21 protein-coding genes and 2 pseudogenes are annotated in these 25,540 nt (G+C 66.3%); 9 read left to right on the top strand and 14 right to left on the bottom strand.

What is annotated here, in order from left to right; all coding sequences use genetic code 11:
• Positions 1-132: 132 nt before the first annotated feature.
• Together ON32_RS05385 and ON32_RS05380 are read left to right on the top strand one after the other, a co-directional pair.
• Positions 133-618, top strand: coding sequence for a MarR family winged helix-turn-helix transcriptional regulator (locus ON32_RS05385; protein ID WP_245550814.1), 486 nt, complete (start codon positions 133-135; stop codon positions 616-618).
• Between the two features lie 133 nt (positions 619-751).
• A complete protein-coding gene (locus tag ON32_RS05380; RefSeq protein WP_083874066.1) occupies positions 752-1,903 on the top strand; it encodes a YihY/virulence factor BrkB family protein in 1,152 nt (383 codons plus the stop codon).
• A 200-nt stretch (positions 1,904-2,103) separates the two neighbouring features.
• Here ON32_RS05380 and ON32_RS29870 read toward each other — a convergent pair.
• Positions 2,104-2,289, bottom strand: a pseudogene (locus ON32_RS29870) (MerR family transcriptional regulator); the annotation flags it as partial.
• A 59-nt stretch (positions 2,290-2,348) separates the two neighbouring features.
• On the opposite strand from ON32_RS29870, the pseudogene ON32_RS27575 reads away from it, so the two are divergent.
• Both ON32_RS27575 and ON32_RS05370 read left to right on the top strand, forming a co-directional pair.
• Positions 2,349-3,251 (top strand): annotated as a pseudogene (locus ON32_RS27575) (LLM class F420-dependent oxidoreductase).
• A 46-nt stretch (positions 3,252-3,297) separates the two neighbouring features.
• The gene (locus ON32_RS05370) at positions 3,298-4,539 is read left to right on the top strand and encodes a cytochrome P450 family protein (RefSeq protein WP_373284275.1); all 1,242 of its coding nucleotides are present in this window, start codon (positions 3,298-3,300) and stop codon (positions 4,537-4,539) included.
• 77 nt (positions 4,540-4,616) lie between these two features.
• On the opposite strand, the gene ON32_RS05365 is transcribed toward ON32_RS05370, so the two are convergent.
• The 3 genes from ON32_RS05365 to ON32_RS05355 all read right to left on the bottom strand — a co-directional run bounded on the left by ON32_RS05365 (position 4,617) and on the right by ON32_RS05355 (position 7,828).
• A complete protein-coding gene (locus tag ON32_RS05365) occupies positions 4,617-5,207 on the bottom strand; it encodes a TetR/AcrR family transcriptional regulator (RefSeq protein WP_051132887.1) in 591 nt (196 codons plus the stop codon).
• 93 nt (positions 5,208-5,300) lie between these two features.
• Positions 5,301-6,908, bottom strand: a complete 1,608-nt coding sequence (locus ON32_RS05360) for an AMP-binding protein (RefSeq protein ID WP_040789151.1) — start codon at positions 6,906-6,908, stop codon at positions 5,301-5,303.
• Positions 6,905-7,828 carry a crotonase/enoyl-CoA hydratase family protein gene (locus ON32_RS05355; RefSeq protein WP_040789149.1) on the bottom strand — a complete coding sequence of 308 codons (924 nt, stop codon included), beginning with the start codon at positions 7,826-7,828 and terminating at the stop codon, positions 6,905-6,907. Before ON32_RS05355 ends, ON32_RS05360 begins: the two co-directional genes overlap by 4 nt.
• A gap of 412 nt (positions 7,829-8,240) precedes the next feature.
• On the opposite strand from ON32_RS05355, the gene ON32_RS05350 reads away from it, so the two are divergent.
• Positions 8,241-9,401 carry a lipase family protein gene (locus ON32_RS05350; protein ID WP_051132895.1) on the top strand — a complete coding sequence of 387 codons (1,161 nt, stop codon included), beginning with the start codon at positions 8,241-8,243 and terminating at the stop codon, positions 9,399-9,401.
• A 107-nt stretch (positions 9,402-9,508) separates the two neighbouring features.
• Here ON32_RS05350 and ON32_RS05345 read toward each other — a convergent pair whose 3' ends face one another.
• On the bottom strand, positions 9,509-10,993 hold the full coding sequence (locus ON32_RS05345; protein WP_051132886.1) for a DUF2867 domain-containing protein: 1,485 nt from the start codon (positions 10,991-10,993) through the stop codon (positions 9,509-9,511).
• A 196-nt stretch (positions 10,994-11,189) separates the two neighbouring features.
• Here ON32_RS05345 and ON32_RS05340 point away from each other — a divergent pair, with 196 nt between their 5' ends.
• Positions 11,190-12,056, top strand: coding sequence for a class II glutamine amidotransferase (locus ON32_RS05340; RefSeq protein ID WP_040789147.1), 867 nt, complete (start codon positions 11,190-11,192; stop codon positions 12,054-12,056).
• 63 nt (positions 12,057-12,119) lie between these two features.
• Here the strand turns inward: ON32_RS05340 and ON32_RS05335 are convergent, their stop codons facing one another.
• The 3 genes from ON32_RS05335 to hrpB all read right to left on the bottom strand — a co-directional run bounded on the left by ON32_RS05335 (position 12,120) and on the right by hrpB (position 16,535).
• Positions 12,120-12,743 carry a hypothetical protein gene (locus ON32_RS05335; protein ID WP_040789145.1) on the bottom strand — a complete coding sequence of 208 codons (624 nt, stop codon included), beginning with the start codon at positions 12,741-12,743 and terminating at the stop codon, positions 12,120-12,122.
• A gap of 126 nt (positions 12,744-12,869) precedes the next feature.
• Positions 12,870-13,829 (bottom strand): hypothetical protein, encoded by a 960-nt coding sequence (locus tag ON32_RS05330; RefSeq protein WP_040789143.1) that lies wholly within the window; start codon positions 13,827-13,829, stop codon positions 12,870-12,872.
• 201 nt (positions 13,830-14,030) lie between these two features.
• Entirely contained in the window at positions 14,031-16,535 is a 2,505-nt protein-coding gene (hrpB, locus tag ON32_RS05325) for an ATP-dependent helicase HrpB (protein WP_217998023.1), read from the bottom strand.
• A 173-nt stretch (positions 16,536-16,708) separates the two neighbouring features.
• Between hrpB and ON32_RS05320 the strand changes: the two genes are divergently transcribed.
• A complete protein-coding gene (locus tag ON32_RS05320; RefSeq protein ID WP_040789141.1) occupies positions 16,709-17,101 on the top strand; it encodes an Rv0313 family protein in 393 nt (130 codons plus the stop codon).
• A gap of 23 nt (positions 17,102-17,124) precedes the next feature.
• Here the strand turns inward: ON32_RS05320 and ON32_RS26855 are convergent, their stop codons facing one another.
• Complete coding sequence (locus tag ON32_RS26855) at positions 17,125-17,562, bottom strand: hypothetical protein (protein WP_157224081.1); 438 nt, start codon at positions 17,560-17,562, stop codon at positions 17,125-17,127.
• Positions 17,563-17,864: 302 nt separating this feature from the next.
• Between ON32_RS26855 and ON32_RS28705 the strand changes: the two genes are divergently transcribed.
• A complete protein-coding gene (locus tag ON32_RS28705) occupies positions 17,865-18,545 on the top strand; it encodes a hypothetical protein (RefSeq protein ID WP_051132884.1) in 681 nt (226 codons plus the stop codon).
• A gap of 296 nt (positions 18,546-18,841) precedes the next feature.
• On the opposite strand, the gene ON32_RS05305 is transcribed toward ON32_RS28705, so the two are convergent.
• Positions 18,842-19,015 (bottom strand): CsbD family protein, encoded by a 174-nt coding sequence (locus tag ON32_RS05305; RefSeq protein WP_040789139.1) that lies wholly within the window; start codon positions 19,013-19,015, stop codon positions 18,842-18,844.
• Between the two features lie 153 nt (positions 19,016-19,168).
• Between ON32_RS05305 and ON32_RS05300 the strand changes: the two genes are divergently transcribed.
• A complete protein-coding gene (locus ON32_RS05300; RefSeq protein ID WP_157224080.1) occupies positions 19,169-19,387 on the top strand; it encodes a hypothetical protein in 219 nt (72 codons plus the stop codon).
• Positions 19,388-19,821: 434 nt separating this feature from the next.
• On the opposite strand, the gene ON32_RS05295 is transcribed toward ON32_RS05300, so the two are convergent.
• The 4 genes from ON32_RS05295 to ON32_RS05280 all read right to left on the bottom strand — a co-directional run bounded on the left by ON32_RS05295 (position 19,822) and on the right by ON32_RS05280 (position 25,539).
• Positions 19,822-20,838, bottom strand: coding sequence for an alpha/beta hydrolase (locus tag ON32_RS05295; protein WP_040789135.1), 1,017 nt, complete (start codon positions 20,836-20,838; stop codon positions 19,822-19,824).
• Between the two features lie 392 nt (positions 20,839-21,230).
• Positions 21,231-22,127 carry a PaaX family transcriptional regulator gene (locus tag ON32_RS05290; RefSeq protein WP_051132883.1) on the bottom strand — a complete coding sequence of 299 codons (897 nt, stop codon included), beginning with the start codon at positions 22,125-22,127 and terminating at the stop codon, positions 21,231-21,233.
• A 67-nt stretch (positions 22,128-22,194) separates the two neighbouring features.
• Positions 22,195-23,109 carry an acyl-CoA thioesterase gene (locus ON32_RS05285; protein WP_245550812.1) on the bottom strand — a complete coding sequence of 305 codons (915 nt, stop codon included), beginning with the start codon at positions 23,107-23,109 and terminating at the stop codon, positions 22,195-22,197.
• Positions 23,110-23,160: 51 nt separating this feature from the next.
• Positions 23,161-25,539 (bottom strand): bifunctional salicylyl-CoA 5-hydroxylase/oxidoreductase, encoded by a 2,379-nt coding sequence (locus ON32_RS05280; RefSeq protein ID WP_040789133.1) that lies wholly within the window; start codon positions 25,537-25,539, stop codon positions 23,161-23,163.
• Position 25,540: the final 1 nt, after the last annotated feature.

The following is a 25,540-nucleotide window of genomic DNA, read 5'->3' as shown; positions in this document are numbered from 1 at the left end:
TGGACGAACACTCGAAGTATACGTTCGACGGTGTCCCGGGTGTGGCGAAATACCGCAACTATATAGGCAATTTATATAGCCAATTTATATAGATTTGGCTATATGGTATGGCGGGTCGAATAGACTCGTGGGGTGGATGGTGACAGCTCGACCTCGGTGACGACCACACTTCCCGAGCAACGGCACTCGCCGAGCGACGATGCCGCTGCGCACGAGCTCGCCGAGGCGTTGTATTCGCTGCTCGTGCTGCTACTGCGTAAACAACCGCGGGAGATGAGCATGACCGCGACATCGACGATGTCCACCCTCCGACGTGAGGGTTCGCGACGTATCACCGCCCTGGCCGAACTGCAGGGTGTGACACAGCCGTCGATGACGAACCTGGTGAGCGTGCTGGAAAAAGATGGAATGGTTCGCCGCAAACAGGACCCCGCCGACGGTCGGGCGACGCTGATCGAGCTCACCGACAAGGGGCGGGCGTACATGATCGAACGTCAGCGGCGGATGACCGCCTCGATCACCGAGCATCTCGCCGGTCTGTCCGCGGAAGAGCTGTGCAATATCCTCGCCGCGATACCGGCGTTGAAGGCGTTGGGCGCCTCCATCGCGGGCACATGACCACATCGGGGCGGAATCCGTATCCCTGTCGAGGAGTGTTTCGGTACCGCCGCTGCGGGCACCACTCGTACAGGGCGGTCGTGTTTCCACCCCGTGTGTGACCGACAGGCGTGCGTAAGCGAGGCGAACCGACATGGCCGTAGAGCGCGACGGATCGAACCGACCCGACGGGGCCGTGGCCCCGCCGCATGCGCAGCGCCGCACCGAGGCACGAGGTCGTGCGACCGTCACCGGAGCCCGGCCGGATCTCGACCCGGACGAGCCGAGCAGCCCGGCCGAATTGTCGACGCCCTCGCTGCTCGCGGTGGTCAAACGTGCGGGCAGGCAATTGCGGCGTGACAATGTGACCGACCTGGCCGCCGGACTCACCTACTACGCGGTGTTGTCGGTCGTGCCGGGGCTCATCGTCCTGGTTTCGCTACTCGGCCTGTTGGGGCCGAATGCCGCCGACACGCTCGTGGACCAGGCGCAGCAGATCGCGCCGGGCTCGAGTGCCGATTTCGTGCACACCCTCATCACCCAGGCGCAGGCCAACAAGCAGGGCGCGGGCCTCGGGGCGATCCTCGGTCTCGCCGTCGCGTTGTGGTCGGCATCGGGCTATGTGGCGGCGTTCATGCGCGCCTCCAATATCGTCTATGGCATCGGGGAGGGGCGTCCGATCTGGAAGACCGTCCCGATCCGGGTCGGTGTCACATTCGTCGCGGTGATCCTGCTGGTGCTCAGCGCCGTGATCGTGGTGGCGAGCGGGCCGGTCGCTCGACAACTCGGTGACTTTCTCGGTGTAGGGAGCACGGTGGTGACGATATGGAACATCACCAAGTGGCCGGTGCTGTTCGTCCTGATCTCGGTGCTGCTGGCCATTCTGTTCTGGGCCAGTCCGAATGCCCGACAGGGCGGGGTGAAATGGATCGGCCCCGGTGGTGTCATCGCGGTGCTGATCTGGCTGATCGTTTCGGGATTGTTCGCGGTTTACATCGCGAATTTCTCCGCCTACGACAAGACCTACGGGTCATTGGCGGGGGTGGTGATCTTCCTCGTGTGGTTGTGGCTGACCAATATCGCGTTGTTGTTGGGCGCCGAGGTCAATGCCGAACTCGACCACGGTAAGGCCATCGCTCGGGGGCTGCCCGAGGACGTGCAGCCGTTCGCCGAACCGCGTGACACCCGCAAGCTCGACGAGGTGGAGAAGGAAGCGGTCCGGGCCGCTCGACGTGGATGGTCGGCTCGTGTCGTGAGCTCGTCCGGCGGGAACGGATACGGCCGAAATGCGGGGCGGTCGCCGTGAGCGACCGGCCCTGTTCCTTCACCTGTCTCCGGGACGGGCATACCGGAATCGTGAAGGATCGAGGCGAGTAGATCGCGAGAACGGTTCAGATCCGCGGCCAGGGCGTCCATCCGGTCGATCTGCGACCGCAGAAGTGCCACGACCTCGGCGCAGGGCTCGATACGCGGACTGCTGTCTCGTGTGCACGGCAGCACCCGGCCGATGACATCGGTGGACAGTCCTGCCGCCAGAAGAGCCCGGATACGTAGCACCGTCTCCACGGCGGAACCATCGAAAACTCGGTACCCGTTGCTGTGCCGCGCAGAGGTCAGTAGGTCCTGTTGCTCGTAGTAACGCAACGCCCGGGTGCTCACGCCGGCGTGTTGTGCGAGTTCGCCTATTCGCATATCGCTCGTCTCGACCTCGACCTTGACGCTGATGTCAACGTTTACCGTACCCGCAGCGGATCGGAATCTTCACCGGCATCACCGACGAAAGCATCGGCCCGGGCGAACTCGCCCGCGCGGTGGAAGAACGTGACTTCGAGTCGTTGTTCGTAGCCGAACACACCCATATCCCGACAACCTTCACTACGCCCTATCCCGGCGGAGGCGATATTCCCCGGGGCTACCACCGTAATTTCGACCCGCTCGTCTCGTTGGCGTTCGCCGCCACGGTGACACGGCGATTGCAGATCGGCACCGCGGTCACTCTGGTAGTTCAACGCGACCCGATCATCCTCGCCAAGGAAGTGGCGAGTCTCGATGTGGCGTCGGGAGGGTGACTCGAGCTCGGCGTCGGTGTCGGCCGGCTCCGTGAGGAAATGCGCAATCACGGCACCGATCCCCGAACCCGGGTCGCATTGCAGCGGGACAGGCTGCCGGAGATGACGGAGATCTGGACGAATGAGTAGGCCGAATTTCACGGTGAATTCGTCGATTTCGACGCACTGTATTCCTGGCCCAAACCGATTCGACAACCACGCCCACCGATCTGGCTGGGCGGTTGGGGTCCGTCCACGCACGACCGTATCCTCGACCACGCCGACGGGTGGTTGGCCCCGGTCGGGATTCTGCTGGACGAACTGGAGAAAGGGATCATCGAACTGCGGCGGGTCGCCGACCGCCTCGGCCGACCACCGATGCCGGTCATCGCGACAGTGTTCCGGCCGCGCCCCGGTGATCTGGAGCGGTTGGCACGCACACTGCTCGGCATCGTCTCGGTGCTTGCGCGCGATGCGACGCTGCGTGAACTGGACCGGTTGACCGATGTGCGCCACGGTATAGGAGGTGACCGTGGGTACGGCCGGCACTCGCCCCGGTCCGAGAATCGCTGCTGTTCACAACAGGGACGACTGGCATTTTCATGATCTTTCGGTGGCCTTTTCCCGAGCCCCGGCTAAAGTACATTCGATGATGAGTCCCGACCATCGACCCGGCCCGATGTCGCATGGGTCGCCCATCAATACCGACGATCCACGGATTCCGTTGTATGTCCCCGAGTTCGCGGCGGACCCGCACGGCGCCTATCGCGCGATGCGAGAACGATACGGGTCGTTGGTCCCGGTGGAGTTGGCGCCGGGTGTGCCGGCCACGCTGGTGATCGGTTACTACACCGCGGTACGGATATTCAACGACCCGGACCATTTTCCGGCCGATCCGCGAGCGTGGCAACGTGATGTTCCCGCCGACTGTCCGGTGCTGCCGCTCATGCAGTGGCGGCCGAATGCGCGGCGTAGCGACGGCGCCACCCATTCCCGCTATCGGCAGGTCATCGTTGCGGGTCTCACTCAGGCCGATCGATACGATCTACACGACACCGTGGCGCAGGTCGCCGTCCCATTGATCAACTCGTTCTGCGAGGACGGATCCGCGGATCTGATCCGGCAGTACGCGTTTCCGCTCACTTTCGCGGTGTTGAACTCGTTGCTCGGATGTCCGACCGAGCTCGCGCAGCGCGCCGCGTCCGGGATGGCCGCGATGTTCGAGGGGGTGGGAGCCGAGCGTGGGAACAAAGCGGTCATGAACGCGATGCTGGAGTTGATCCACCTCAAACAGACCACACCCGGTTCGGATGTGACGACGCAGATGCTGCGGCACCCGATCGGACTGAGCGATATGGAGCTGGCGCATCAGGTGGCCACCCTGTACGGGGCGGGTATCGAACCTTTGCAGAATCTGATCGTCAACGCCCTGCGGCTGATCCTCACCGACCAGCAGCTGGGGGACAGCGCGTTGGATGGGAGCCTGTCCACCCGCGACGCCCTCGACGAAGTGTTGTTCAACGACCCGCCGGTGGCGAACTTCTGCTTCACCTTCCCGAAACAGCCGATTCTGATCGACGATGTCTGGTTGCCTGCGCACCAGCCGGTGGTGATCGGTCTGGCCGCCTGCAACACCGATCCGGTGATCGGCTCGAACCAACATGCCGGCAACCGCGCGCATCTGGCCTTCGGCAACGGACCGCATATGTGCCCGGCCAGTTCGCTGGCCTACCGGATTGCCCAGGACGCCATCGATCAATTGCTCGACGCTCTGCCCGAGATGAGGTTGGGGATCCCGGCCGCCGAGCTCACCTGGCGGACCGGCGCATTCCACCGCGCGTTGACCACATTGCCCGTCGTTTTCCCGGCGTCACCACCGCTGGCGCACGTGTAGCGGCCTCCGGCATCGCTTTCCGCCCGCCCGGCGGGGGCGTTCTCGAGGCACCGCCTGCCATCGAGAAGGGGAGTTCGTCACAGCGTGCGCAAGTGGGCGATATGGTCGAGCCAATCGTCGATGACCCGATCGGCCGATGTCTGATCGTCGCGCATGATGCGAGTCAGCTCCAGTCCGCGGATCAACGCCATCAGGGACTCGAAGGCCGTCCGCGCCGCGATGGGGTCGTGGATGCCCGCATGCCGGTTGAAAAGCGCGCGGAGCGCGGCGCCCAGCCGTCTCTCCGCGGGCAGCAGTGCCGAACGCAGCTGCGGGTCGGTGCGAGAGGCGGCCCACAGCTCGATGGCGGCCTGAAATGCGGGTCCCGCCATCGCCGCTCGGATCGCCCGCACCATGTGTTCCAGCGCATCGGGGTGGTCGTCGAGTTCCGCGACGAGCTCGCCGAGATTTTTCAGGCGCAGGTCGGCGATGTGATGGATCGCGGCGACGAGCAGTTCCGACTTCGAGCCGAAGTGGTGCAGCAGCGCACCCCGGGACACCCCCGCCTCGTCCTGGATCCGCTGTGTCGTCGTGCCCGTGTAGCCATGGACCACCAGGCAGCGCATCGTCGCGTCGAGGAGCGCCGCGTGGGTTCTCGCGTGTTGCTCCCTACGCGTCGACCCGCTCACATCCGCACCCTGCCGGCAGCGGAATACGGTTGTTCGCGCATTCGGCCGGAATCGGGCACGAAGAGACCTCCCGCGAAGCGTGGTGATCGGGGTTCACAGCGGCTCGAGCTCGCCGGCGACGATCTGATCGCGTAGTCGGAATTTCTGAAGTTTGCCCATGGCGTTGATCGGAAGGCCATCGGCGATGTACCAGGACTTGGGGGTCTTGTGCGGGGCGAGGCGTTCCCGCAGGTAGGCGTGCAGTTCCTGTGCCGAGGGGAGCGGTCGGGTCGGATCCGGCCGGACGACGGCGGCCACGCTCTCGCCCCACTTCGGATCGGGCAAACCGAGCACGACCGCGTCGGTGACGGCGGGATGGGTGGCCAGGGCTTCCTCGATCTCCCGCGGATAGATGTTCTCACCGCCGCGGATGATCATGTCCTTGAGGCGCCCGGTGATCCGCACATATCCGCGCGCGTCCATCGTCCCGAGATCACCGGTGTGCAACCAACCCTCGGCATCGATGGTCCGCGCGGTCTCGGTCGGCATATCGAGATAGCCGATCATCCGTTGATAGCCGCGCGCGCATATCTCGCCCTCGACCCCGAGAGGTTGAACCACGCCGGTGGCGGGATCGAGTACGGCCACCTCGACCTGGGGGAGTGGTCGGCCCGCGGTGTACAGATTGTCGTCGCGGCCGTCGGCCGGGCTCGTCTGACATACGATCGGGCCGAGTTCGGTTTGGCCGTAGACCGCGCTGGTCGCGGCGCCGCACGCTTTCGCCCATCCCTCGATCAACGCGGGTGGGACGGCGTCCCCGCCGGACATCACCACCTTCAGCGAGCCGAGATCGAAGCGGGCCAGGTCGGGGTGAGCGAGTAGGGCGTGCAACATGGTGGGCACGCCGCCGAAGATCTCGGCCCGGTAGTCCTGGATCGCGGTCAGCATCGTTGTGGGATCGAAGATTTCCGCGAGCACGAGGGTGGCCCGTTGGTACACCGATCCCATCCCGGCCAGTCCGCAACCCGCGGTGTGGAACAACGGGAGGGCGGTGGCGAATGTGGCTCCCGGACGTGCACCGCAGCGTTCCCGGACGAAAGCCGCATTGGTGACCATGGCCCGGTGCGCGAGCAGCGCCGCTTTCGGGCGACCGGTGGTGCCGGAGGTGAACTGGATCTGGGTGGCGGATCGGGGATCGACCGTCGGCAGCTCGGCCCGTTTGTGGGTGCGACGTACCTCGTCGAGCCACCCTTGGAAGGGAATGGCCGTGCGCACCGTGGGAACCGCGGGAAGCACGGTCCGTATCAGGGCGGCCATATCGGTGCCGCGGAAGCCGTCGACGAAGAAGACCCCGGCCGACCGCGAGGTGGCGAGGGCGTATTCGAGTTCGGGTCCGCGCAGCGCGGGATTGACGGTCACGAGCACGAGTCCGCCGAGCGCGGCCCCGTATTGGAGTACGAGCCATTCACCGACATTCGGCGCCCACACCGCGATGTGCTCACCGGGCCGGAAAAGGTCGAGCAACCAGGCGGCTGCACGCTCGGCGTCGTCCAGCAGTTCTCGATACGTCCAGGTGCGGGCTGCGCGGTCCGGGGCGACCGACACGATGGCGAGTTCGTCGGGGGCCGCTGCGGCGGCCTGCTGCAACAGTTGGCCCACGGTGATATCGAGGACCGGCCGCCCGGTGTCCATGGGCCACCGGGATTCGGTGAGGGTCCTCATCGGCCCGTCCCCTTTCCCGCGGCCGCTTTCTCGTCGAGTTCACGCCGCATCTCGGCTATCTCGTCCTCGCTCGGGATGGCGCCGCCGCCATCGGGAATGAAACGGCCGGTGTCACGCCACTGGACCGCGGTGCCGAAACCGTACTCCTGCGCGAAGTCGACGAACCAGCGCCCTTCCGGCGAGTGGCGGGTGATGCCGTCGAAGAGGATCGCGAGGTTCTGGGTGCTCTGCAGCCCCATGTTGTCGTAGGCCTGGTTGATCATCATCTTCTGCATGACCAGTTGGTTGATCGGGACACCGGCCATCCGGCCTGCGAGCTTCTCGACGGCCGCGTCGAGTTCCTCCGCCGGAACCGCGTCGAGGACCAGCCCCCATTCCTTGGCTTGGACACCGTCGATGGTGTCACCGGTGAGCAGCATGCGTTTGGCCCGTTCGGCGCCGAGGCGATAGACCCACATCGCGGTCGTCGGGCAACCCCACACCCGCGCCGGCATGTATCCGATCTTGGCGTCCTCGGCCATGACGACCAGATCGCAGGAAAGGGCTATATCGCTTCCGCCGGCGACGGCATATCCGTGGACCTTCGCGATTGTCGGCTTGGCCGAGCGCCACAGTGAGAAAAAGTGATCGGTATTGGTCTTCATCGACCGAAAGTCCTTGATCGGGTCCCATACCGGGCCCTGATGCTCCTCGCCGCCCTCGGCATACCGTTTCAGATCGTAGCCCGCGCAGAACGCCCGTCCCGCGCCCTGCACCACGATGACCCGTACCGAGTCGTCGGCATTCGCCTCGGCGACCGCCTCGCCGATCTCGCGGGCCATCTCGGCGGTGATCGCGTTCAGTCTGTCCGGGCGGTTCAAGGTGAGGTAGGCGCGATGCTCACGCACTGCGTAGTCGACCGTGGTTCCGGTGAACGTCATGTGTACCCCAATCGTGCGGCGGTGCCGTGGAGCACACTTTCACAGTCCGTATGGACTGTCAATGAAAGTTGTCCATGTGCCGGCGCCGGTCCGGCGGATGCGGGCGGCCGGCGCCCGTGTCCGATCGAGTGGAGGAGATTCCGGAGCGGGATGCCGATCCCGGGTGGGACACACCGACGAACCGGTATCCATTTTCTGCATGGAGGTCCCTCCCGAGGAAGCGGTGAGCACGCGTCGACTTCGGGCGGGAATTCGTTTTTCACTCGATACGGTCTCGCTTCGGTGTGGCGTGATGGTTTATCGGGCGGAGCGGACTGTTATAGCTGCGAATCGACCGACGCATGCGGCGAACTCCCCGGAGGTCAAGATCGTGACACGTCCCATTCTGCGTTTTCTGGGTGTGCTCGGTGGTATGGCATGCACGTTGCTGATGGCGACGACGGCGACCGCCGAGCCGATATATCCCCGCCCCGATCCGGACCCGTTCTACGCCGCCCCGGCCGATCTGGCGGCGCACCGACCGGGTGATGTGCTCGATGTGCGGGTCATGCCACCGTTGCTCGTCTTCCCCGGTGCCACGGTTCGGCTGGTCAAGTTCCGTTCCACCAACTCGCGGGGCGCGCCGATCGCGGCCACCACCACGATCGTCACCCCCGCAGGTCATCGCCCCGGTGCACCGTTGCTGTCCTACCAGCATTTCATCAATTCGCTGGGCACCGGCTGCGCGATATCGCACAAGCTCTACGATGCCGATCCGAATCTGGCGACATCCCTGCCGATGCTGGGTATGTTGTTGCAACAGGGTTGGAGCGTGGCATTACCGGATCACCTCGGACCACAATTCGCCTTCGGCGCCGGACGTCTGGGCGGCCAGATCACCCTGGACGGTGTCCGGGCATTGAAACGAGTACCCGAACTCGCACTCGCGGACAGTCCGGCGGTACTGGCCGGCTACTCCGGGGGCGGTCTGGCCACGGCATGGGCGGCCGCGCTGCAGCCGTCCTACGCACCCGAGTTGCGACTCGCCGGCGCGGCCATCGGCGGAGCTCCGATGAACCTGGTATCGATTGCGCGAGGGCTGGGCAACGATCCCCACCCGGCTTTCGGGTTGGCGATGGCGGCGGCCATCGGCCTGGAACGGGAGTATCCGGATCGGGTCTCGGTCGGTCCGAACCTCAACAAGCGCGGTCGCGCGCTTCGTGACGCCATGGCCAATAGTTGCACCAACGATATCCTCGCCGTCGGCACCGGTGGCAGGGCGCACGAGTTGGCTTCGGGCCCAGCCGTTTTCGACCAGCCCGAGGCCTGGTCCGTGGTGGAGGAGAACAGTGTGGAGCTCTACGGCGGTATTCCGCAGACACCGATATTCGAATGGCATTCACCGTCCGACCCACTGATCCCGATCCAGGCGATCGATAACACCAACCGGCGCTGGTGTGCGGGCGGGGCGCGAGTGCAGGCGGTGCAGGTTCCCGCGCTGGAGCATTTGACCGCCGCGGTTGCCGGTGCCCCCGCGATGCTGCACTGGCTCGAGGGCCGGGTCCGCGGCGAACCCGCACCCGTCACCTGCTGACGACTCGGCACTTCGTGCGGGTGCCGCGCTATGGTCCGATGCTCGGGTCCGCGTGGCTGCCGGTCGCCCCGGTGACCGGCAGCCACGCCGCGGTTCCTCGGCTTCCTTTACGGGTGCGCTATCCGGTTTTCCCGGTCGCCGGATACCCCGTGATCTGCCTCGGCGGTATCGACGACGGCGCGTGCCATGCCCTCGAATACGAGTGCGCGATACGGTGCGGTCGCCCTCCAGTACAGCTGTCCCGCCAGCCCGTGCGGTTCGAACACCATACGCTGCCGATATATCGTTCTCTGCTCGTCTCGTACCGCCTTCAGTTCCAACCATGTTCGTCCGGGGCGCCGTGCCTCGGCGCGAAGCAGCACCCGTGGGGGCTCGAGTCGTTCGACCCGCCATCGGCCTGCCCATCTGCTCGCGCGCGGTGGATGTGACCTGCCGTGTAGCGGTCCCGCGTCGCGGGCGTTCCACTTCATCCATCCGCGTAACCACCGGGTCGGCGGAAACGAGTACCGACCGTGTTCACCGAGCGACTCGAGTACCGTCCACAGCGACTCGGGTTCGGCATCGGTGCGACGCTCGTGAAGCTCCTGGTACAGCGTGCCGCCCGCCCACACGGGATCGGTGGGCTGGGGAGCGGACGGTTCGCGGCCATCCAGGTCGACATCCGGCCATCGGGAAGGGAGCTCCGGATCGCGGGACCGCGCCAGGGCGAGTTTCAGGGCGCTCCGATAGTCGAGCGTGCCGCCCGGCGGGTCGGGAATGTGCGCACCGATGGCGTGATCGCGGCACACCACGTCGTTGACCAGTGACTCCATCAAGGGAACGGCGATCGATTTCGGCACCGGGGTGACCAGATTGATCCATTGGGCCGACAGCCAGGGGGTCAACACCGGCACCGGGACGATCACTCGCCGCGGTAGCTCCGCGACCTCCGCATAGCCCCGCATCATCTGCGCATAGGTCAGCACTTCGGGACCACCGATATCGAACGCGCCGCGCACATCGGGAGCCAATTCCGCGGCCCGGGTGAGGTAGTACAGCACATCGCGTACCGCGATCGGCTGGATACGGTTGTGCACCCAGCGGGGAGTGACCATGGCCGGCAGCCGCTCGGTGAGGTAGCGCAGCATCTCGAAACTGGCCGAACCGGCCCCGATGATCACAGCGGCCTGTAATGCGATCGCCGGTACCGGACCGTCGAGCAGGATACGACCGACCTCGGCGCGGGAGGCCAGGTGCCGGGACAGCCGCTGCCCGCTCGGAACGATACCGCCCAGGTACACGATCCGGCGAATACCGGTCGCCGCCGCCTGCTCGGCCACCACTGTCGCGGCCCGGCGATCCACTTCGTCGAAATCCGTTCGGGTCAGCGAGTGCACCAGGTAGTACACCACGTCCTGATCGGCCAGAGCCGAACGTACCTCGTCGGAGACCGTCACATCACCGCGCACGATCTCGACTCGATCCCGCCACGGCACATCGGCGAGTTTGGCCGGGGTGCGGGCGACGACGCGAACCGAATGGTTCGCGCGCAACAACTCCGGCACCAGCCGCGCGCCGATATAACCGGTGGCTCCGAATACGACGCAACGCATACCGTCTCCTGTCTCCAGGTATCAGCTCGGCACCGCACCGCGGCCGCTATCGATCCCTCGGGTCGACACCGGTGGACCGCGCTGTCATATCCGTCGATTGCCCACGTGGTGGGTGTTCAATCATGGGGTGGGTCCGCACCGAGTCCCGTCGGTCGGCGACCCGCGACAGTGGGACGAGGCCCGATCGAGGAGTGCCATGTGTCGCTTGTTCGGACTATCGGCCGCGCCGCGGCGGGTGCGGGCCACATTCTGGTTGTTGGACGCGCCGGACAGTCTGTCGGAACAGAGTCGGCGTATGCCCGACGGCGTCGGCCTGGGCACGTTCACCGCGCACGGGTCCGCGCGGGTGGAGAAGCAACCGATTGCCGCGTACGAGGACGCCCGGTTCGCCCGTGAGGCACGGGAACGGGAATCGGCGACCTTCGTGGCGCACCTCCGCTACGCCTCCACCGGTGATCGGGAACTGCGCAACACCCATCCCTTCGAACAACGCGGCCGCCTGTTCGCCCACAACGGCGTGCTGGGCGGACTCGACGAACTCGACGCCGAACTCGGTGACCACGGCGACCTCGTACACGGCGACACCGACTCCGAACGGTTCTTCGCGCTGATCACCCAACGTATCGATCGGCACGCCGGCGATATCACCGCGGGTATCGTCGACGCCGTCCGATGGCTCGCGGACCGGCTGCCCGTCTATGCCCTGAATCTGGTGTTGACCACCGCCACCGATCTGTGGGCGCTGCGCTATCCGGACACCCACGATCTGTTCGTATTGGAACGCGCGGCCGGTGGATCGCGCGGGGGACGGTATCTCGATCACGCGGGCCGCGCGGGGATCCGCACGCGTAGTGCCGACCTGGCCGATCTGCCCGCGGTGGTAGTGGCCAGTGAACGCACCGATGAGGACCCGGGGTGGCGATTGTTGGCTCCCGGGGAACTACTGCACGTCGACGGGCACAACCGGGTTCATACGACGACGGTTCTGCGCCACCCGCCCCGACACCGGCTGACCCTCGCGCAGCTCGACGAAACAGCGGCCGCTTCGCAGCGGGGCCGATGAACCGTGCCGTATCGGCCGGATCGGTTTCACCCGCTCCGGCCGATACGGCGATACGGGTCGTACTCAGATTCGCACCCCGGCGTCTCGCATGAGCGACAGCGCGGCCTTCGGGGCGAGGGTACGGGGGAGTGCGAAGTTCTTTCCGTCGTTCTTGCGCAGGTACACCACGTCCCGGAACAGATAGAGCCGTTTGATGTGGGGGTACGGCAGATGTATGTCGGCGGTGTGGGGCAACCGCAGGTGTAATGCGTCGTGCGTGTACCGGGCCCACATCTGGGTGCCCGGTTGGGAGTACCGGCGGACATTCGGATTACCGCGCACCATCGTCCATCCGGTGACCAGTACCAGGATCACCAGCTCGAAGACCAGGACCACGAAGAACGCGCCGAAGATCTCGGAGGGGTCGACCGTCGTATCCGGCTTCCTGGTCAGCAACCGGAAGGTACCGCGAAGCAATACCAGGACGGGTAGCACCATCACGAATATCCACAGGGCGGGCAGCCGCCAGGTCATCAGAGCGGTCACCCGGCTGAGGGCGCGTCCGGTGGCCTGATCCGAGAGGTGGGTGACCTCGATCGGTCCGGGCGCCGATACCTCGAATTGTCCCTGCCCCCAGTTCCCCTGTGGTGGTTGGGTCGGGTACCCCTGCGGAGGCTGTTCCGAATACGACTGCCGATCTGGGTACATACGACCGATACCTCCCCGACGACCCACCGATGCGGCGTCGCCCTCACGAATTGTGTTGTGCTACTGGAATTCGGACAGTACATATACGGCCGGCTCGCGTCATGCGGCGGGTCTGCCGCGAACCGTTCACCGTGGGAAGAGGGCCAAAACCTCCGACATCACCTGTCGGGCGACGTCATCGGTGGCCGAGGTTACTTCGACGACCGGTACGTGCGGAATGAGATCCGTGCTGTCGAGGGGTAGTTCGGGTCCGACGACGGCCGAGTAGATCGGGATGCTGTTGTCGTATAGCGAGGTGGAGCGGAACACGGTGCGATCGGCGATCTTCTCCTCGGTGCCCCGGGCCGTCACCTGCTCGAGCACACGGTATTCGTAGCTCACCGTGACGGTTTCGCCACGATAGTCGAACAGGCATTGGTTGAGTCCGCGCCGATCGGCATCCACGGTGCCGGTCAGCCGGGTACGCACCGCGCACGGGTCGGCACCGAGTAGCGCCGTGGCGACGGTATCGGGTGAGGTGCCCTGGGCCGGTGACTGTCGCCAACGCTCGAGCATTCCGGGAAGCAACCGGTCGGCTATCTCGCACGAATCGCGGTCCGGAACCGAGAGATCGAGGTAGAACGCGGCACCCGCCGGGAAGCGGGCCGTCGCGCCACAGGAACGGGGATCGTTGTCGCGTGCGGAGACCAGCAGGACGTCCACATCACCCAATTGTTTGTGGACACCGCGGCCCGGGGTCAACGTCGGTAGCGAGGTCGTATGCCAGGTCAAGGTGGCGGTTTCGCGTGCGGCCGCGCGGCCGAGAGCGGCCCGGCACGAGTTCAGGCCGACCGTCACGCTTCGGATTTCGCCGAGGTCGAGACCGGTAAGGGTGTCGCGAGGTAGTAATGCGCAGACGTCGATTTCGCGGGTGGCCTGGGCGACGGCCGCGCGCCGTTCCGGCGTGTCGGCGGGTGCCGACCAGAATTCCGGTGGGGGGCCGGAGGCCACCGGTGACCGGGTTTCGCCGATCCGGTCGTCGGTATCGTCACCGCAGCCCGCCACGGCGAGCAGTAGGGCTGTGACGAATACGAGCGTGCGATACATCCTCACCCTGGCCTTCCTGTTCGAGCCGAGCCGGATAGTGCCCGGCGTCGAGTCTGCGCGCACGAGCAACCGCAGTGCAATTATCCCGCTGTTCTCGGCCGGTCGCCCGATCTCGGCTCGTCGGCCGTGTGACCGCGGACCGCGCCGAAAGAGCGTGGAACGCACCGGACGACGCGGACCGCTCACCCGAGGCCGTAGCGGTCACCGACCCGGGCGGGTATCCGACCCATCGGGTCGACGCGCCGATCCCGGAGCGACACGGCCCGCGTTGCGGGCGGTACCCCGGTGGGCGGGCACGGTGGTGGGGTCCTCCGGCCAGGCGTGTTTGGGATAGCGCCCCCGAAGCTCGGCGCGAACCTGCGGCCAGCCGGTGCGCCAGAAGGAGGTGAGGTCCGCGGTGACCGCGACCGGACGTTGGGCAGGGGAGAGTAGATGCAGCACGATCGGGATGCGACCGTGGGCCAGACGCGGTGTATCCGTCCAGCCGAAGACCTCCTGCACCTTGACCGCGAGTACCGGAGGATCGGTCGAATAGTCGAGTCGCACCCGGCTGCCGGAGGGGACCGTGATGCGTTCCGGCGCCAATTCGTCCATCCGAGCGGCCTCCGGCCACGGCAACAGGCGGCGCAGGGCCTGTTCGGTATCGATGTCGTGGAGATCGGCGCGGCGGCGGACGGTGGCGAGTTCGGGACCGAGCCAGGTATCGGCAGCGGCGAGCAACGACTCGTCGTCGACTGCCGGCCAGGGGGCGCCGAGGGTTCGGTGCAGGAAGTTCAGGCGCCGGCGTAGCGCGATCGCCTCCGCGTTCCAGGGCAGCAGGCCCAGACCGGTCGAGGCCAGTCCGCGCCGCACCGCCGCGCCGATCGATTCTGCATCGGGGTCGCGGATGGGTTTTTCCGACAAGATGATCGCCCCCAGCCGTTCGACCCGTCGGGCCACCACATCACCATCGATCCAATCCACCTCCTCGACGGTGGTGATCAAATTCGACGCGGCCCGACGGGCCAGTTGTTCATCGGCGGCAGCGGCCAGCCGGATGTACCCCTCGGAGCGGCCGGGATCGCGGGTCGCGACTCCGACCGCCAGCCACTCCGGATCGCCGGTTCCGGAGCCGGGCGGTAGTGTGGCCGCGGTTCCGCCGGCCATGAGATAGCTCGCCGAATCCGGGCGTCGTCGGCGTGCCAACCGTTCGGGATAGGCCAATGCGACAACATAGGCCGGGTCGTCGGTCGGATCATCGGCACCGGCCGATTCCTCGACCGATCGAGCCAACAGCTCGACCTCGCGCCGCCACCGCACCGGTTGTTCGCGCCGCAGCCGCCGGAGACCGGCCACGAGATCCACCGTGGACAGGTGTGTGTCGTCGTCGAGGAGGGCGACCACCTCCGCGGCTGTTCGCACGCCGACAACGGCTGCCCCGTCGAGCAGTGCGCGCGCCAGACGGGGATGCAGCCCGATCCGGGCCATACATCGTCCCCGGTCGGTCACCGCGCCGTCGTCGCGCACGGCCCCCAATGCCCGCAGCACCTCCCGACCAGCGGCCAATCCGCCGGCCGGCGGCGTATCCCACCAGGACAGTCCGTGTCCGTCGGCCGTGCCCCAGCACGCCAATTCCAAGGCCAACCGTGTCAGGTCCGCCGTCCGAATCTCCGGTTCCGGGTAGGCGGGCAGTGTGCTCTGCTCGTGCTCCGGCCAGCATCGCCACACTCGTCCCGGCGCCTCACGTCCGGCCCGTCCGGCTCGTTGCTCGGCCACCGCCGCCGAGACGCGAACCGTGGTGAGCCCGGACAATCCCCGTGCCCGATCGATACGCGGGACGCGGGCGAGGCCCGAATCCACCACGGCCCGCACTCCCGGCACCGTCAGACTGGACTCCGCCACCGCCGTGGCCAGCACCACTCGCCGCCGGGGACCGGGCCGCAACGCCGTGTCCTGCTTCGCGGCCGACAGTCGGCCGTGCAGGGTGACGACATCCACATCGACCAGATCGGTCAACAGTGCCGTCGTTTTCCCGATCTCGGCCATCCCGGGCAGAAAGACCAGGACATCGCCCTCGGTTTCGGCGAGTGCGGTTCGTGTGGCACGCGCGACTTGCGCTTCGATTCGTTCCCGGGGCAGCGAGGGGAAGTATGTCGTGTCCACGGGATGGGACCGACCTCGCACCCGCACCACCGGCGCCGCGTGATCCCCGCCCACCAGCGTCGCTAGGCGGTCGGCCGCCACGGTCGCCGAGGTGGCGAGCACCCGAAGATCGGGCCGTAATCCGGCCCGGGCATCCAGCAGCAGCGCCAACAGCAGATCCGCGTCGAGATGCCGTTCGTGACATTCGTCGAGTACAACCGTATCGACCCCCGTCAACTCGGGGTCCTCCTGTAACCGGCGCACCAACAACCCGGACGTGACGACCTCGATCCGGGTCCGTCGACCGCTTCGACGATCTCCTCGCACCGAGTAGCCGACGGTTTCTCCCACCTGCTCGCCCAGCAGTGCCGCCATTCGTCCGGCAGCCGCCCGCGCCGCCAACCGTCGCGGCTCGGCCACGAGCACCCGCCCCGTGGTACCCGCCGCCAGCGCCAAGGGAACCATGGTGGTTTTCCCCGTTCCCGGCGGGGCGACCAGCACGGCCGCCCCACGATCGGCCAATACCCCGACGAGGTGATCGAGAACGTCACGGACCGGTAGATCAGGAAGCTCGGGCAGTTTCACAACCCATCAGTCTGCGGTCTCGGCCGCCATGGGAAGCATCCGGCCGGTTGTGATGTGTGGGCGACCGGATTCATGGGCGGTGTGGTCGGTGTGGCGAGGACACCGATTCGCGAGGACACTGATTCGCGAGGACACCGAGAAGATAGTCCACCGTCGCCCGAGGAGCGTATGCGATGCCAACCAACGGGCCTTTCGGTATCGACCCGGAAGATTTCGAACGTGCACTGCGTGAGGCGGAAGCCGGTCTGCGGGACCTGCTCGGGAAAGCCGGCGCATACCTGGATCGCATGGACCCCACCGGCGGCGGTTCGCCGGCGTCGCTGCTCGGCCGTTTTCTCGCCCCGGATCGGTCACATCCGCCGGAATCCGAGGGAAGGACCACCGGTGAGACCGGCAGTGGGGTGTGGGCGATCTACAGTATCGATGACAACGGTGCGGCCCGGGTCGACCAGGTTTTCCCGAGCGAACTCGAGGCCTTGCGCGCGCATCGTGACAATACCGATGAACGTCGGCGGGTGCGGTTCCTGCCCTACGGTGTTCCGGTGAGTGTGTTGGATATGTCCTGAGGCTCCGGAATTCTAGGCCGCGCTCAGACGATGACGATGACCTCGCCCGGGTTCGTGCCGACCGTGATGGCCACCCTACCCGGCCCGGTATCGGCCAGGACTCGGCCGTAACCGTGGTCGGGAGTGAGGAAACCACCGGATACGGGAACGGACGACACCGTGACATCCTCGGCCCCGCCGGCCCCGGAATCGAGATTGCGCCAGTTCACCGTCGTGGTCACCGCACAGGACGGGTCCTGGTAGTCGGCCTTGAACAGCACCACCACCCGGACTCCCAGCGCACCGTTCGGCAGCGGACTCACCGCTGCCACCGTGCGAACCACTCCGGCGCATCCGGGGTACACCTCCACCCGGGCATCTTCGAAATCGGCTGCCGCTTGAGCGGCGGCGGGTGCGGTGGTCGGTAGCAGAGCCGTAGCGGCACATGCGCCGAGGAGCAACAGGCGCAATCGCATTCCCAAGACAACTGTTCCTCTCTGCGGGCTTCCGATCGGTCTACCCGATGCGGAGCTGCCTTAAACCGGGCTGTCGATCGATAGGACGGATTCCCGGCCCGGGACGCCCGGCCGCTATCCGGGTGCCGGCAACACGGTCGGCGGCCATCGCCCGTCACCCTACTCCGCCACCCACCCGCCCGCATCGGAAAGAAGATCGAACACCATCGCCGGCCGGGCGATGGTCGTTATCCGACCACCGCTGCGGACATCACGGCCCGCATGCCCGACACTGAAAGGCGACACCTAGCTGGTAGGAGGATGTGCGAATGGCCGGGCCCTATTCCGACGCCGAGAAGAAGAAATATCTCGGGGACGTGAAAAAGCTTCTAGGACAAGGTTACTCGCTGCGCTCGGCCTGTCGACAGGTCGCCGATCGCCACAGCGGGCGGCCGTCGGAGACGAGTTTGGTGAAGTGGGCCAAGGCGGCAGGACTGGAGAACGGCGCCGAAACAGCACCCGCTGCCGTCGAAACCACACAGGCCGAGGAGCATCTCGCCCCGGGAACCGAACGCGGTGGCAGCACCCCCATCGTCGGTGATTCGAGGCCGGAAAAGGATGCGCAGGAGCAGATCGCGGAACCGGCCCCGGAGCCGTTCCCCGACACCGACGAGTCCGAGCGCGACAGTGAGGTCGAGGGCGAGGATGACTCCCAGAGCGACAGTGAGCCCGAGATCGGTGCCGAGTCCAAGGAGGAGGGCACGTCCGAGGGTAAGGGCGAGCCCGAGGGGGAAGGCAAAGCCGAGAGTGAGGGCGAGGGTGACGGTGACCTCGGGGGCGGTGGTGAAACCGAGAGGATACAGGCATCCCCGGTTTCTGTGATGGAGGCGCCGGAGGAGAAGGCGGCCCTTCGCGAAGACAATCCTTCCCGCCTGCGGGGTGTGGTCACCACGGTGAACGAGAAAATTCGTGGGTTGCGCAACTTTGCCAAGGGGCGCTTCGGCCGATAGACCTCGGGGATGTGGTCGGATTTGCCCTTGTTCTCGACGTACGAGTTCGGCTCGCGAGGTCTGATACCGGCCTGTGGAGATAAAGCCCCGCACCGTTGACGGGGTGCCGGCGGAGAGGCCTGATCGGGATCGCGATCCCGATACCAACAGGCTTCTCCGCCGGCGATCCCCGCGCGTCGACCGGGCGAGCGCGTATCGCTTTCTCGGTCACCGCGGCGGGGGACGGGCCTTTCGGCCCTCTCGGATGCCCACCATGGCCCGACGGATGGGGTCGATCGGAGTATGTGATCGGGATTTCAGTCACGGAAGGCGTCTTTGACCTTCTCGCCCGCATCCTTCAAATTGGACTTGACCTGGTCGGCCTTGCCCTCTTGCTTCTTGTCCGGGTCGTCGGTGGCCGCGCCGTACTTCTCCTTGGCCTGACCGGCGAGATTCTCGGCCTTGTTCTTCGCCTTGTCGGTAGCGCTCATGGCTGTTCCCTTTCCGTATCGGCCGGCGATTCGATATCACCGGTCCTCTTCCGCAGTAGCCACAAGTGCGGAAACCAAACAGCCGCCCGTGCGGATAGGATCAACTCACAGGTTCGAGGCCTGCTCGCCCCTGTGCTCACCCGACCGACACCGATGTCGGGTTCGTCATCGGTCCGTATTCTGCCGACCGACCGTTTCGGCTGCCTCATGCCCGGTTTCGGCACGCAGATCGTCGACGGCGAAACCAACTCGACGCCGGGTCCCATGTGTTTCGATGGGCCCGAGATCACCGGAGAAGCCGTCGCTCGCGGGGTCGTCCTGCCCGATGCAGTCGACTATATGCGTTGGGTGATGCTGCTGCCGTCGGGTTGATCGGGTGAGACGGTCGGCCCGCAGCGTACGATGCTTGCCCATATCCGCGACCGGCGCCGGACGTCCGTGCTCTCGTCACGCAGGCCGATGCGGACAACAGCACGGCACTGTCGATTCGGGTGGTCCATTCCGTGCGACGTCGGCCGCTCGGTCCGGTGACCCTGCTCGGCGCCGCGATCCACGCACCTCACCCAGCGGTGGTAATGGTGCCGATACCGCATTGCGTGATGCGGATCTGTTGCGGCGCAATCTCATCGGTGTCGCCGAGGGACATTGCGACCTGCTCTGCGCCATCGACGACCACGAGCCCGGATGATCGACTACGGTGCCACCGCCGTCACACACAGCGTTGCCATGCTCGACAAGTTCCTCCCGGTGAACCATACGAGCGCAGTCCACCGATAGGTCCGGGTGAGTCCGGGAAAACGCCTGTCCTACGCGGGCAGCCCGAGCCCTTCTGCGAGGACCGGCCAGGACCGGTAGAACGCTTCACGCCAGTAGCCCCACGAGTGGGTACCCGACGGCGCGTAGTCGAAGGTGGCCGGGATCCGCAGTTGGGTGAGCCGATCCTCGAGATTGTGGGTGCACCAATTGGTCGCGGCCTCGATAACGCCGCCCACCAGGAGCTGATTGGCCAGACCGTGGGGACCGGGCTGGGAGTAGTCGCCGTTGACGGTGTCCCACCGTCCCGGCAATCCGTTGCCGCTCGATATGTACAGTCTGGTGCCCCGCAGCGCCTCGGCATTCACGACCGGATCATTGGCCGCCCAGGCCGGATCATCGTCTTCACCGTACATATTGCGCACATCGCCGCCGCCGTAGAGCTCGACGACCAGCTTGGTGAACTGTTTTCCGATCGGGTCGGCGATCTGGGCGCATCCGCTGTATCCGGCGACGCTCCGATAGAAGCCGGGTGCGGCCTCGGCCAACTGTAGGACCGCGGTGGCGGTCATCGAGTTCGCGGCAATGGCATTGATTCCGTTGGTGCCCAGGGCCGCATCGACCAGTGGGGGCAGCTCCTCCAGGAAGAAGGTGCGCCATTTGTTGCGTCCCAACACCGGGTCATCGCGCCGCCAGTCGGTGTAGTAGGCGAATGCGCCCCCGATCGGCATCACCACATTGACGTCCTTGGTCGCCAGGAAGTCGCCGACATCGGTATTGGCCCACCAGGTGGCCCGGTCGGTTCCGCCGCCGGCCCCGTTGAGCAAGTAGAGCACCGGTCGGGGTTGGGAGGCGTCGTGGGGGCGCTGCACCCGAACGGTGACGTTCTCGTCCATCGCCACGGAGTGGACCAACATGGTCAGGTTGCGATCGTCGACCCGGTAGGCGACGATCCGAGAACCGTTCTCGGAAACGGGATCGGCGAGCAGTTCCTTGGATGCGATGATCGGATCGCCGCTGTCGGCGGTGCCGTTTCCGGCTCCGAACACCGTGACGGATGCGGCGACCATCGTTGCGGTAACAGCGACTCGCAGTGCGGCCCTGAATCTTTGGCGTCTCACGTCAAACCCCGGATCTCCACTCGCGACCGACATCGCATCGGTCGGGAATGGCAATCTACCCGACTCGACGGAAAGATGATCACACCGAGCCGGCCGTCGCCGGGGACCGGCGGCGTCTGCGACCTTGCCGCATGTGGATGGGATTCGGCAGAGTTGTTCGTGAGATAGCACCGTTCGCCGAGCCTGATCGGCGCGCCCGTCCGGAGCGATCGCCGGGGTATGTGGTGGTCGAGACCGCGATCGATATGCCGCTCGACGCGCCCCCGGAGATGGAGCCGGCAGCGCCGATCGACGAACTCGTCCGGCGGCGAAGTTCCACCCCTGTATCACCGGGGTCTTCGTCACCGGTCCGGTGTGGCCCGGCCGCGGGCCGATCGACCGGTGCGGCGTTTACCGTGGATCACGGCCAGAGCGTGTTTCTGCGCCGGCGGATTCAGCAGCGCATCGAGTTCGTCGAACAGGGCGCCCGCGGCCTCACCGTTCCAGGCGGGCGGCAGCAGCGACAACGGTAGCCCCGGATCGCGGTAGGGCAGTCGGCGCCATTCGGTGAGCATGGGGATGTACAGCGCGAACGCTTCTCGCGGTGTCATCGGCTCGGCCGTGGCCCGGAACAGGACCGGACGGTAACGCTGTAGATAGTCCGTGTACAGCTCGGTCAACTCCGTCAGATCCCACCATTGCCGAACCTTGGTGCGCAGATCCCCGAAGCCGGTGTGTCGGGCGACGAAGAGGTCCACGTATTCCGCGAGACCGAGCCGCTCGAGGGTGTGCCGCACCTCCGTTTCCAGCGTGCCGGGGGCCAGCCACACCCCGGGGGCCGCCGTCCCGAAACCCAGCCGGGTCAGGGCCGAGCGCAAGGCGTGGCGTTTGTCGCGCTCGGATTCGGGGACGGAGAACACCACCATGACCCAACCGTCGTTCTCGGTGGCCCGGGAACGCGCGAAGATCCGCACATCACCCTCGGCGAGGACCTCCAAGGTGGTGTCGGACAGGCGATAGCCGGCGGTGGTGCCGGAGCGTTCGCTCACCAGGACGCCGCGGCGCTTCAACCGGGAGATCGAGGAACGAACCGCCTGCCCCTCGGCGCCGAGGTCCGCCATCAGCGCCACCACCGAGGCCGTCGACAGCCAGTTTCCCTCCGCACGGGCGCACAGCCCGAAGATGGTGATGATCCATTGCGCCAGTCGGGAGTCCCGGCCGGTGGGAACCGAAGCGGTCGCCGGTGATGCTGCCGTCATGCTTGCACCATACGATAGGACCGCTCCGGCCGGACCCCGGCGCCGACTCGCGCCATATCGACATCCGTCACGATGGTCTGATCATGCCTTCCTGCACCACCGTGGCGACATGCCGCCCGTCGCGGGTGAAGAAACGGCCCATCCCCACGCCACGGCCGTCCTCGGCGGCCACGGCCTCCTGGGCGTAGAGCAGCCAGTCCCGCACCGGCTCGCGACGATGGAACCACATGGCGTGATCGAGGCTCGCGGTGACCAGGCCCGGCCGGCCCCAGGGCAGATCGAGCACCCGCAGCACCGGCTCGAGGATCGTGTAGTCGCAGACGTAGGCGAGGGCGGCCAGGTCACGCTGCTCGTCGGTGAGTCCGTCCACCGGACGCAGCGGGTCGAAGGGCTTGATCCACAGCGCCTGGTGCGGCGCCCGCTCGCCCTCCACCTCCAGATAGACCGGGCCGGGGATGTGCCGCATATCGAAGCTGCGGCCCCCGGACCAGTAGGCCTTGGATTCCGGGGTCATCGTTCCCCCGCTGCGGCCTCGTAGGTATTCCGCGGAACTCGGCAGGTCCTCCGGCGCGGGGAGGGGGGCGATCGGCTCGGCCGTATGGCTGCCGCCGGGCTCACCGGCGGCGAAACCGGCCAGGCATACGTACAGCGGTTTGCCGTTCTGATAACCGCGTACCTGGCGGGTGCTGTAGCCGCGACCGTCCCGCAGCACCTCCACCTCGTAGCGGACCTCGGCACCGATGGTGGCCGGACGCATGAAATAGCTGTGCACGGAGTGCAGCGTCTTGCCGTCGGTGACCGAGCGCATCGCCGCGGCTGCGGCCTGCGCGACCAGATCGCCGCCGTACGCCTTGGGCCACGGGCACGGCTGGGTGGTGGCGGTGAAGGCCAGATCGAAGTGCTCGGCCTCGGTCGGGGTGAGTGTGACGGCCGCGGTGAAGATCTCGGAGGTGGGCAGCTCGCCGGGCATCTCTTCGGACATATGGATATTCCTCAACTGTCGTAAGAACGTGAATATGGGGGAGGGGTCCGGTCAGTGGGTGACGGCCTGTCGCGGCCGCCACCGCCGAGCGACCGCGGTGGGGCCGCTGTCGCGGATCAGTTGCAGCCGGGGCGGCGGGCCGTCGGTGCGGCCGGTCGGCGGTTTGCGATTACCGGCGCGGAACTGGGGCGGCCACTCGGCGCCGTCTCCCCGGTAGCCCTGCTCGACCGCCGCGTGCAGGGTCCACTGCGGATCCCACAGATGTGCCCGGCCGACCGCGACCAGATCGGCGCGCCCGGCGAGCAGTACGGAATTCGCGTCGTCGAACGAGGAGATCGCGCCGACGGCGACCACGGCGATGCCGTAGGGCACGCCGATCTCCTGCCGGATCCGGTCCGCGAACGGGGTCTGATAACTACGTCCGTAGGCGGGCTTTTCCTGTTTGACCACCTGACCGGAGGAAATGTGCAGCACATCCACGCCGTGATCGGCGAATGCCCGCGCGATCTCGACCGCATCGTCGATGGTGTTGCCGCCGGCGGCCCAGTCGGTCGCCGAGATACGCACCGAGATGGGGCGCTGGGCGGGCCAGACCTCCTTGATCGCGTCGAGGACCCGCAGCGGGAAGCGCAACCGGTTGGTCAACGACCCGCCGAACTCATCGGTGCGCCGGTTGGCCAGCGGGGACAGGAACGACGACAGCAGATATCCGTGTGCGCAATGTAATTCGAGCAGATCGAATCCGGCGCGCGCGGCCGACTCGGCGGCGGCGACGAACTGCGCGGTGATCTCGTCCATCTCGGCGGCGGTGATCTCGCGCGGTACGGAACTGGTGGGGCCGTAGGGGATCGCGGATGGTCCCACGGTCTGCCAACCACCGGACTCCAACGGATCGTCGATGCCCTCCCACATCACCTTGGTGGATCCCTTACGGCCCGAATGTCCCAGCTGCACACCGATCTTCGCCTGCGTACGGGTGTGCACGAAGTCCACCACCCGGGCCCAGGCCTGTTCCTGTTCGGGGGTATAGAGACCGGCGCAGCCGAGGGTGATGCGGGCTTCCGGTGATACGCACACCATCTCGGTCATCACCAGTCCCGCGCCGCCGAGCGCCTTGCTGCCCAGATGCACCAGATGGAAGTCGTCGGGCACCCCGTCGACCGCCGAGTACATGTCCATCGGCGACACCAGGATCCGATTGGGCAACTCGACTTCTTTGAGCCGCAACGGGTAGAACATCGGTGGCCGAGATTCCGCCACCGGGGTCTGCTGCGTCGACCGGTACCATTCGTCGAGCGCGTCGACGAAACCGTCGTCCCGCAGTCTCAGGTTGTCATAGGTGATGCGCCGACTGCGGGTGAGCAGGTTGAACGCGAACTGGTCCGGATGCTGATCGGTGTACCGGGCGATCGATTCGAACCATTCCAGGCTGGCCTGTGCGGCCCGCTGCACCGATTCCACGACCGGCCTACGCTCGGTCTCGTAGGCGGCCAGGCCGGTGGCCACCGAGTCGTTCTCGTGCAGGCAGGCGGCCAGTGCGAGCGCGTCCTCCATGGCGAGCTTGGTGCCCGAGCCGATGGAGAAGTGCGCGGTGTGCGCGGCATCTCCGATCAGCACGATATTGCCGTGTCGCCAGGTGCGGTTGCGCACGGTGGTGAAGTTGATCCACTTGGAGTTGTTGGCCTGTACGGCGTGTCCGTCCAGCACGTCGGCGAAGATCTCCGTCAGGAGCGCAACGGATTTCTCGTCGTTCTCCCCGGGTGCGAATCGCCGATCGGCGAAGGCGTCGAATCCCGCATTGCGCCATACCGATTCGTGCATTTCGACGATGAAGGTGCTCTGCTCGGCGCTGAACGGGTAGGCGTGCACCTGCATGATCCCGTACGGGGTGTGCGCGATGAAGAATTCGAACGCCTCGAACACCCGGTCGGTGCCCAGCCAGATGTATTTGTTGTGTCGGGGATCCAGGTCCGGCTCGAAGACCTCGGCGTAGCGTTCGCGCACGGCGGAGTTGATACCGTCGGCGGCGAGGACGAGGTCGTGGCCGGCCGCGAGCTCCTCGACATCCGGTGCGAGGGTGTGGAAGTGGATCGTCACCCCGAGTTCGAGGCATCGTTGCTGCAGGATGCGCAGCAATTCCTTACGGCTCATGGCAGCGAAGCCCTGACCGCCCGAGGTGCGGACCCGGCCCCGGTAGTGGATGTCGATATCGCTCCAGCGGGCGAACTGCTCGCTCATCCGCCGGTAGATCTTCTCGTCGGCGTGTTCGATGCCGCCGAGTGTTTCGTCGGAGAACACCACGCCGAAGCCGAAGGTGTCGTCCGGGGCGTTGCGTTCCCAGATGGTGATCTCATGGGTGGGATCGAGTTGTTTCATCAAGGCGGAGAAGTACAGACCCGCGGGTCCTCCGCCGATCACGGCGATACGCATG

It is taken from the genome of Nocardia paucivorans NBRC 100373 (assembly GCF_000308675.1).
In the GTDB taxonomy this organism is placed as follows: domain Bacteria; phylum Actinomycetota; class Actinomycetes; order Mycobacteriales; family Mycobacteriaceae; genus Nocardia; species Nocardia paucivorans.
This window is presented reverse-complemented; position numbering and strand designations above follow the sequence as displayed.

Excerpts from the sequence above, each read along its gene's own strand:
- ON32_RS05285 (WP_245550812.1), bottom strand. The coding sequence starts at position 23,109 with ATGTCCGAAGAGATGCCCGGCGAGCTGCCCACCTCCGAGATCTTCACC.
- ON32_RS05380 (WP_083874066.1), top strand. The coding sequence starts at position 752 with ATGGCCGTAGAGCGCGACGGATCGAACCGACCCGACGGGGCCGTGGCC.
- ON32_RS05335 (WP_040789145.1), bottom strand. The coding sequence starts at position 12,743 with ATGTACCCAGATCGGCAGTCGTATTCGGAACAGCCTCCGCAGGGGTAC.
- ON32_RS05300 (WP_157224080.1), top strand. The coding sequence starts at position 19,169 with ATGTCGGGTTCGTCATCGGTCCGTATTCTGCCGACCGACCGTTTCGGC.
- ON32_RS05340 (WP_040789147.1), top strand. The coding sequence starts at position 11,190 with ATGTGTCGCTTGTTCGGACTATCGGCCGCGCCGCGGCGGGTGCGGGCC.
- ON32_RS05370 (WP_373284275.1), top strand. The coding sequence starts at position 3,298 with ATGAGTCCCGACCATCGACCCGGCCCGATGTCGCATGGGTCGCCCATC.
- ON32_RS28705 (WP_051132884.1), top strand. The coding sequence starts at position 17,865 with ATGGCCGGGCCCTATTCCGACGCCGAGAAGAAGAAATATCTCGGGGAC.
- ON32_RS05280 (WP_040789133.1), bottom strand. The coding sequence starts at position 25,539 with ATGCGTATCGCCGTGATCGGCGGAGGACCCGCGGGTCTGTACTTCTCC.
- ON32_RS05320 (WP_040789141.1), top strand. The coding sequence starts at position 16,709 with ATGCCAACCAACGGGCCTTTCGGTATCGACCCGGAAGATTTCGAACGT.
- ON32_RS05305 (WP_040789139.1), bottom strand. The coding sequence starts at position 19,015 with ATGAGCGCTACCGACAAGGCGAAGAACAAGGCCGAGAATCTCGCCGGT.
- ON32_RS05350 (WP_051132895.1), top strand. The coding sequence starts at position 8,241 with ATGGCATGCACGTTGCTGATGGCGACGACGGCGACCGCCGAGCCGATA.
- ON32_RS05290 (WP_051132883.1), bottom strand. The coding sequence starts at position 22,127 with ATGACGGCAGCATCACCGGCGACCGCTTCGGTTCCCACCGGCCGGGAC.
- ON32_RS05295 (WP_040789135.1), bottom strand. The coding sequence starts at position 20,838 with ATGGTCGCCGCATCCGTCACGGTGTTCGGAGCCGGAAACGGCACCGCC.
- ON32_RS05345 (WP_051132886.1), bottom strand. The coding sequence starts at position 10,993 with ATGCGTTGCGTCGTATTCGGAGCCACCGGTTATATCGGCGCGCGGCTG.
- ON32_RS05360 (WP_040789151.1), bottom strand. The coding sequence starts at position 6,908 with ATGAGGACCCTCACCGAATCCCGGTGGCCCATGGACACCGGGCGGCCG.
- ON32_RS05330 (WP_040789143.1), bottom strand. The coding sequence starts at position 13,829 with ATGTATCGCACGCTCGTATTCGTCACAGCCCTACTGCTCGCCGTGGCG.
- ON32_RS05355 (WP_040789149.1), bottom strand. The coding sequence starts at position 7,828 with ATGACGTTCACCGGAACCACGGTCGACTACGCAGTGCGTGAGCATCGC.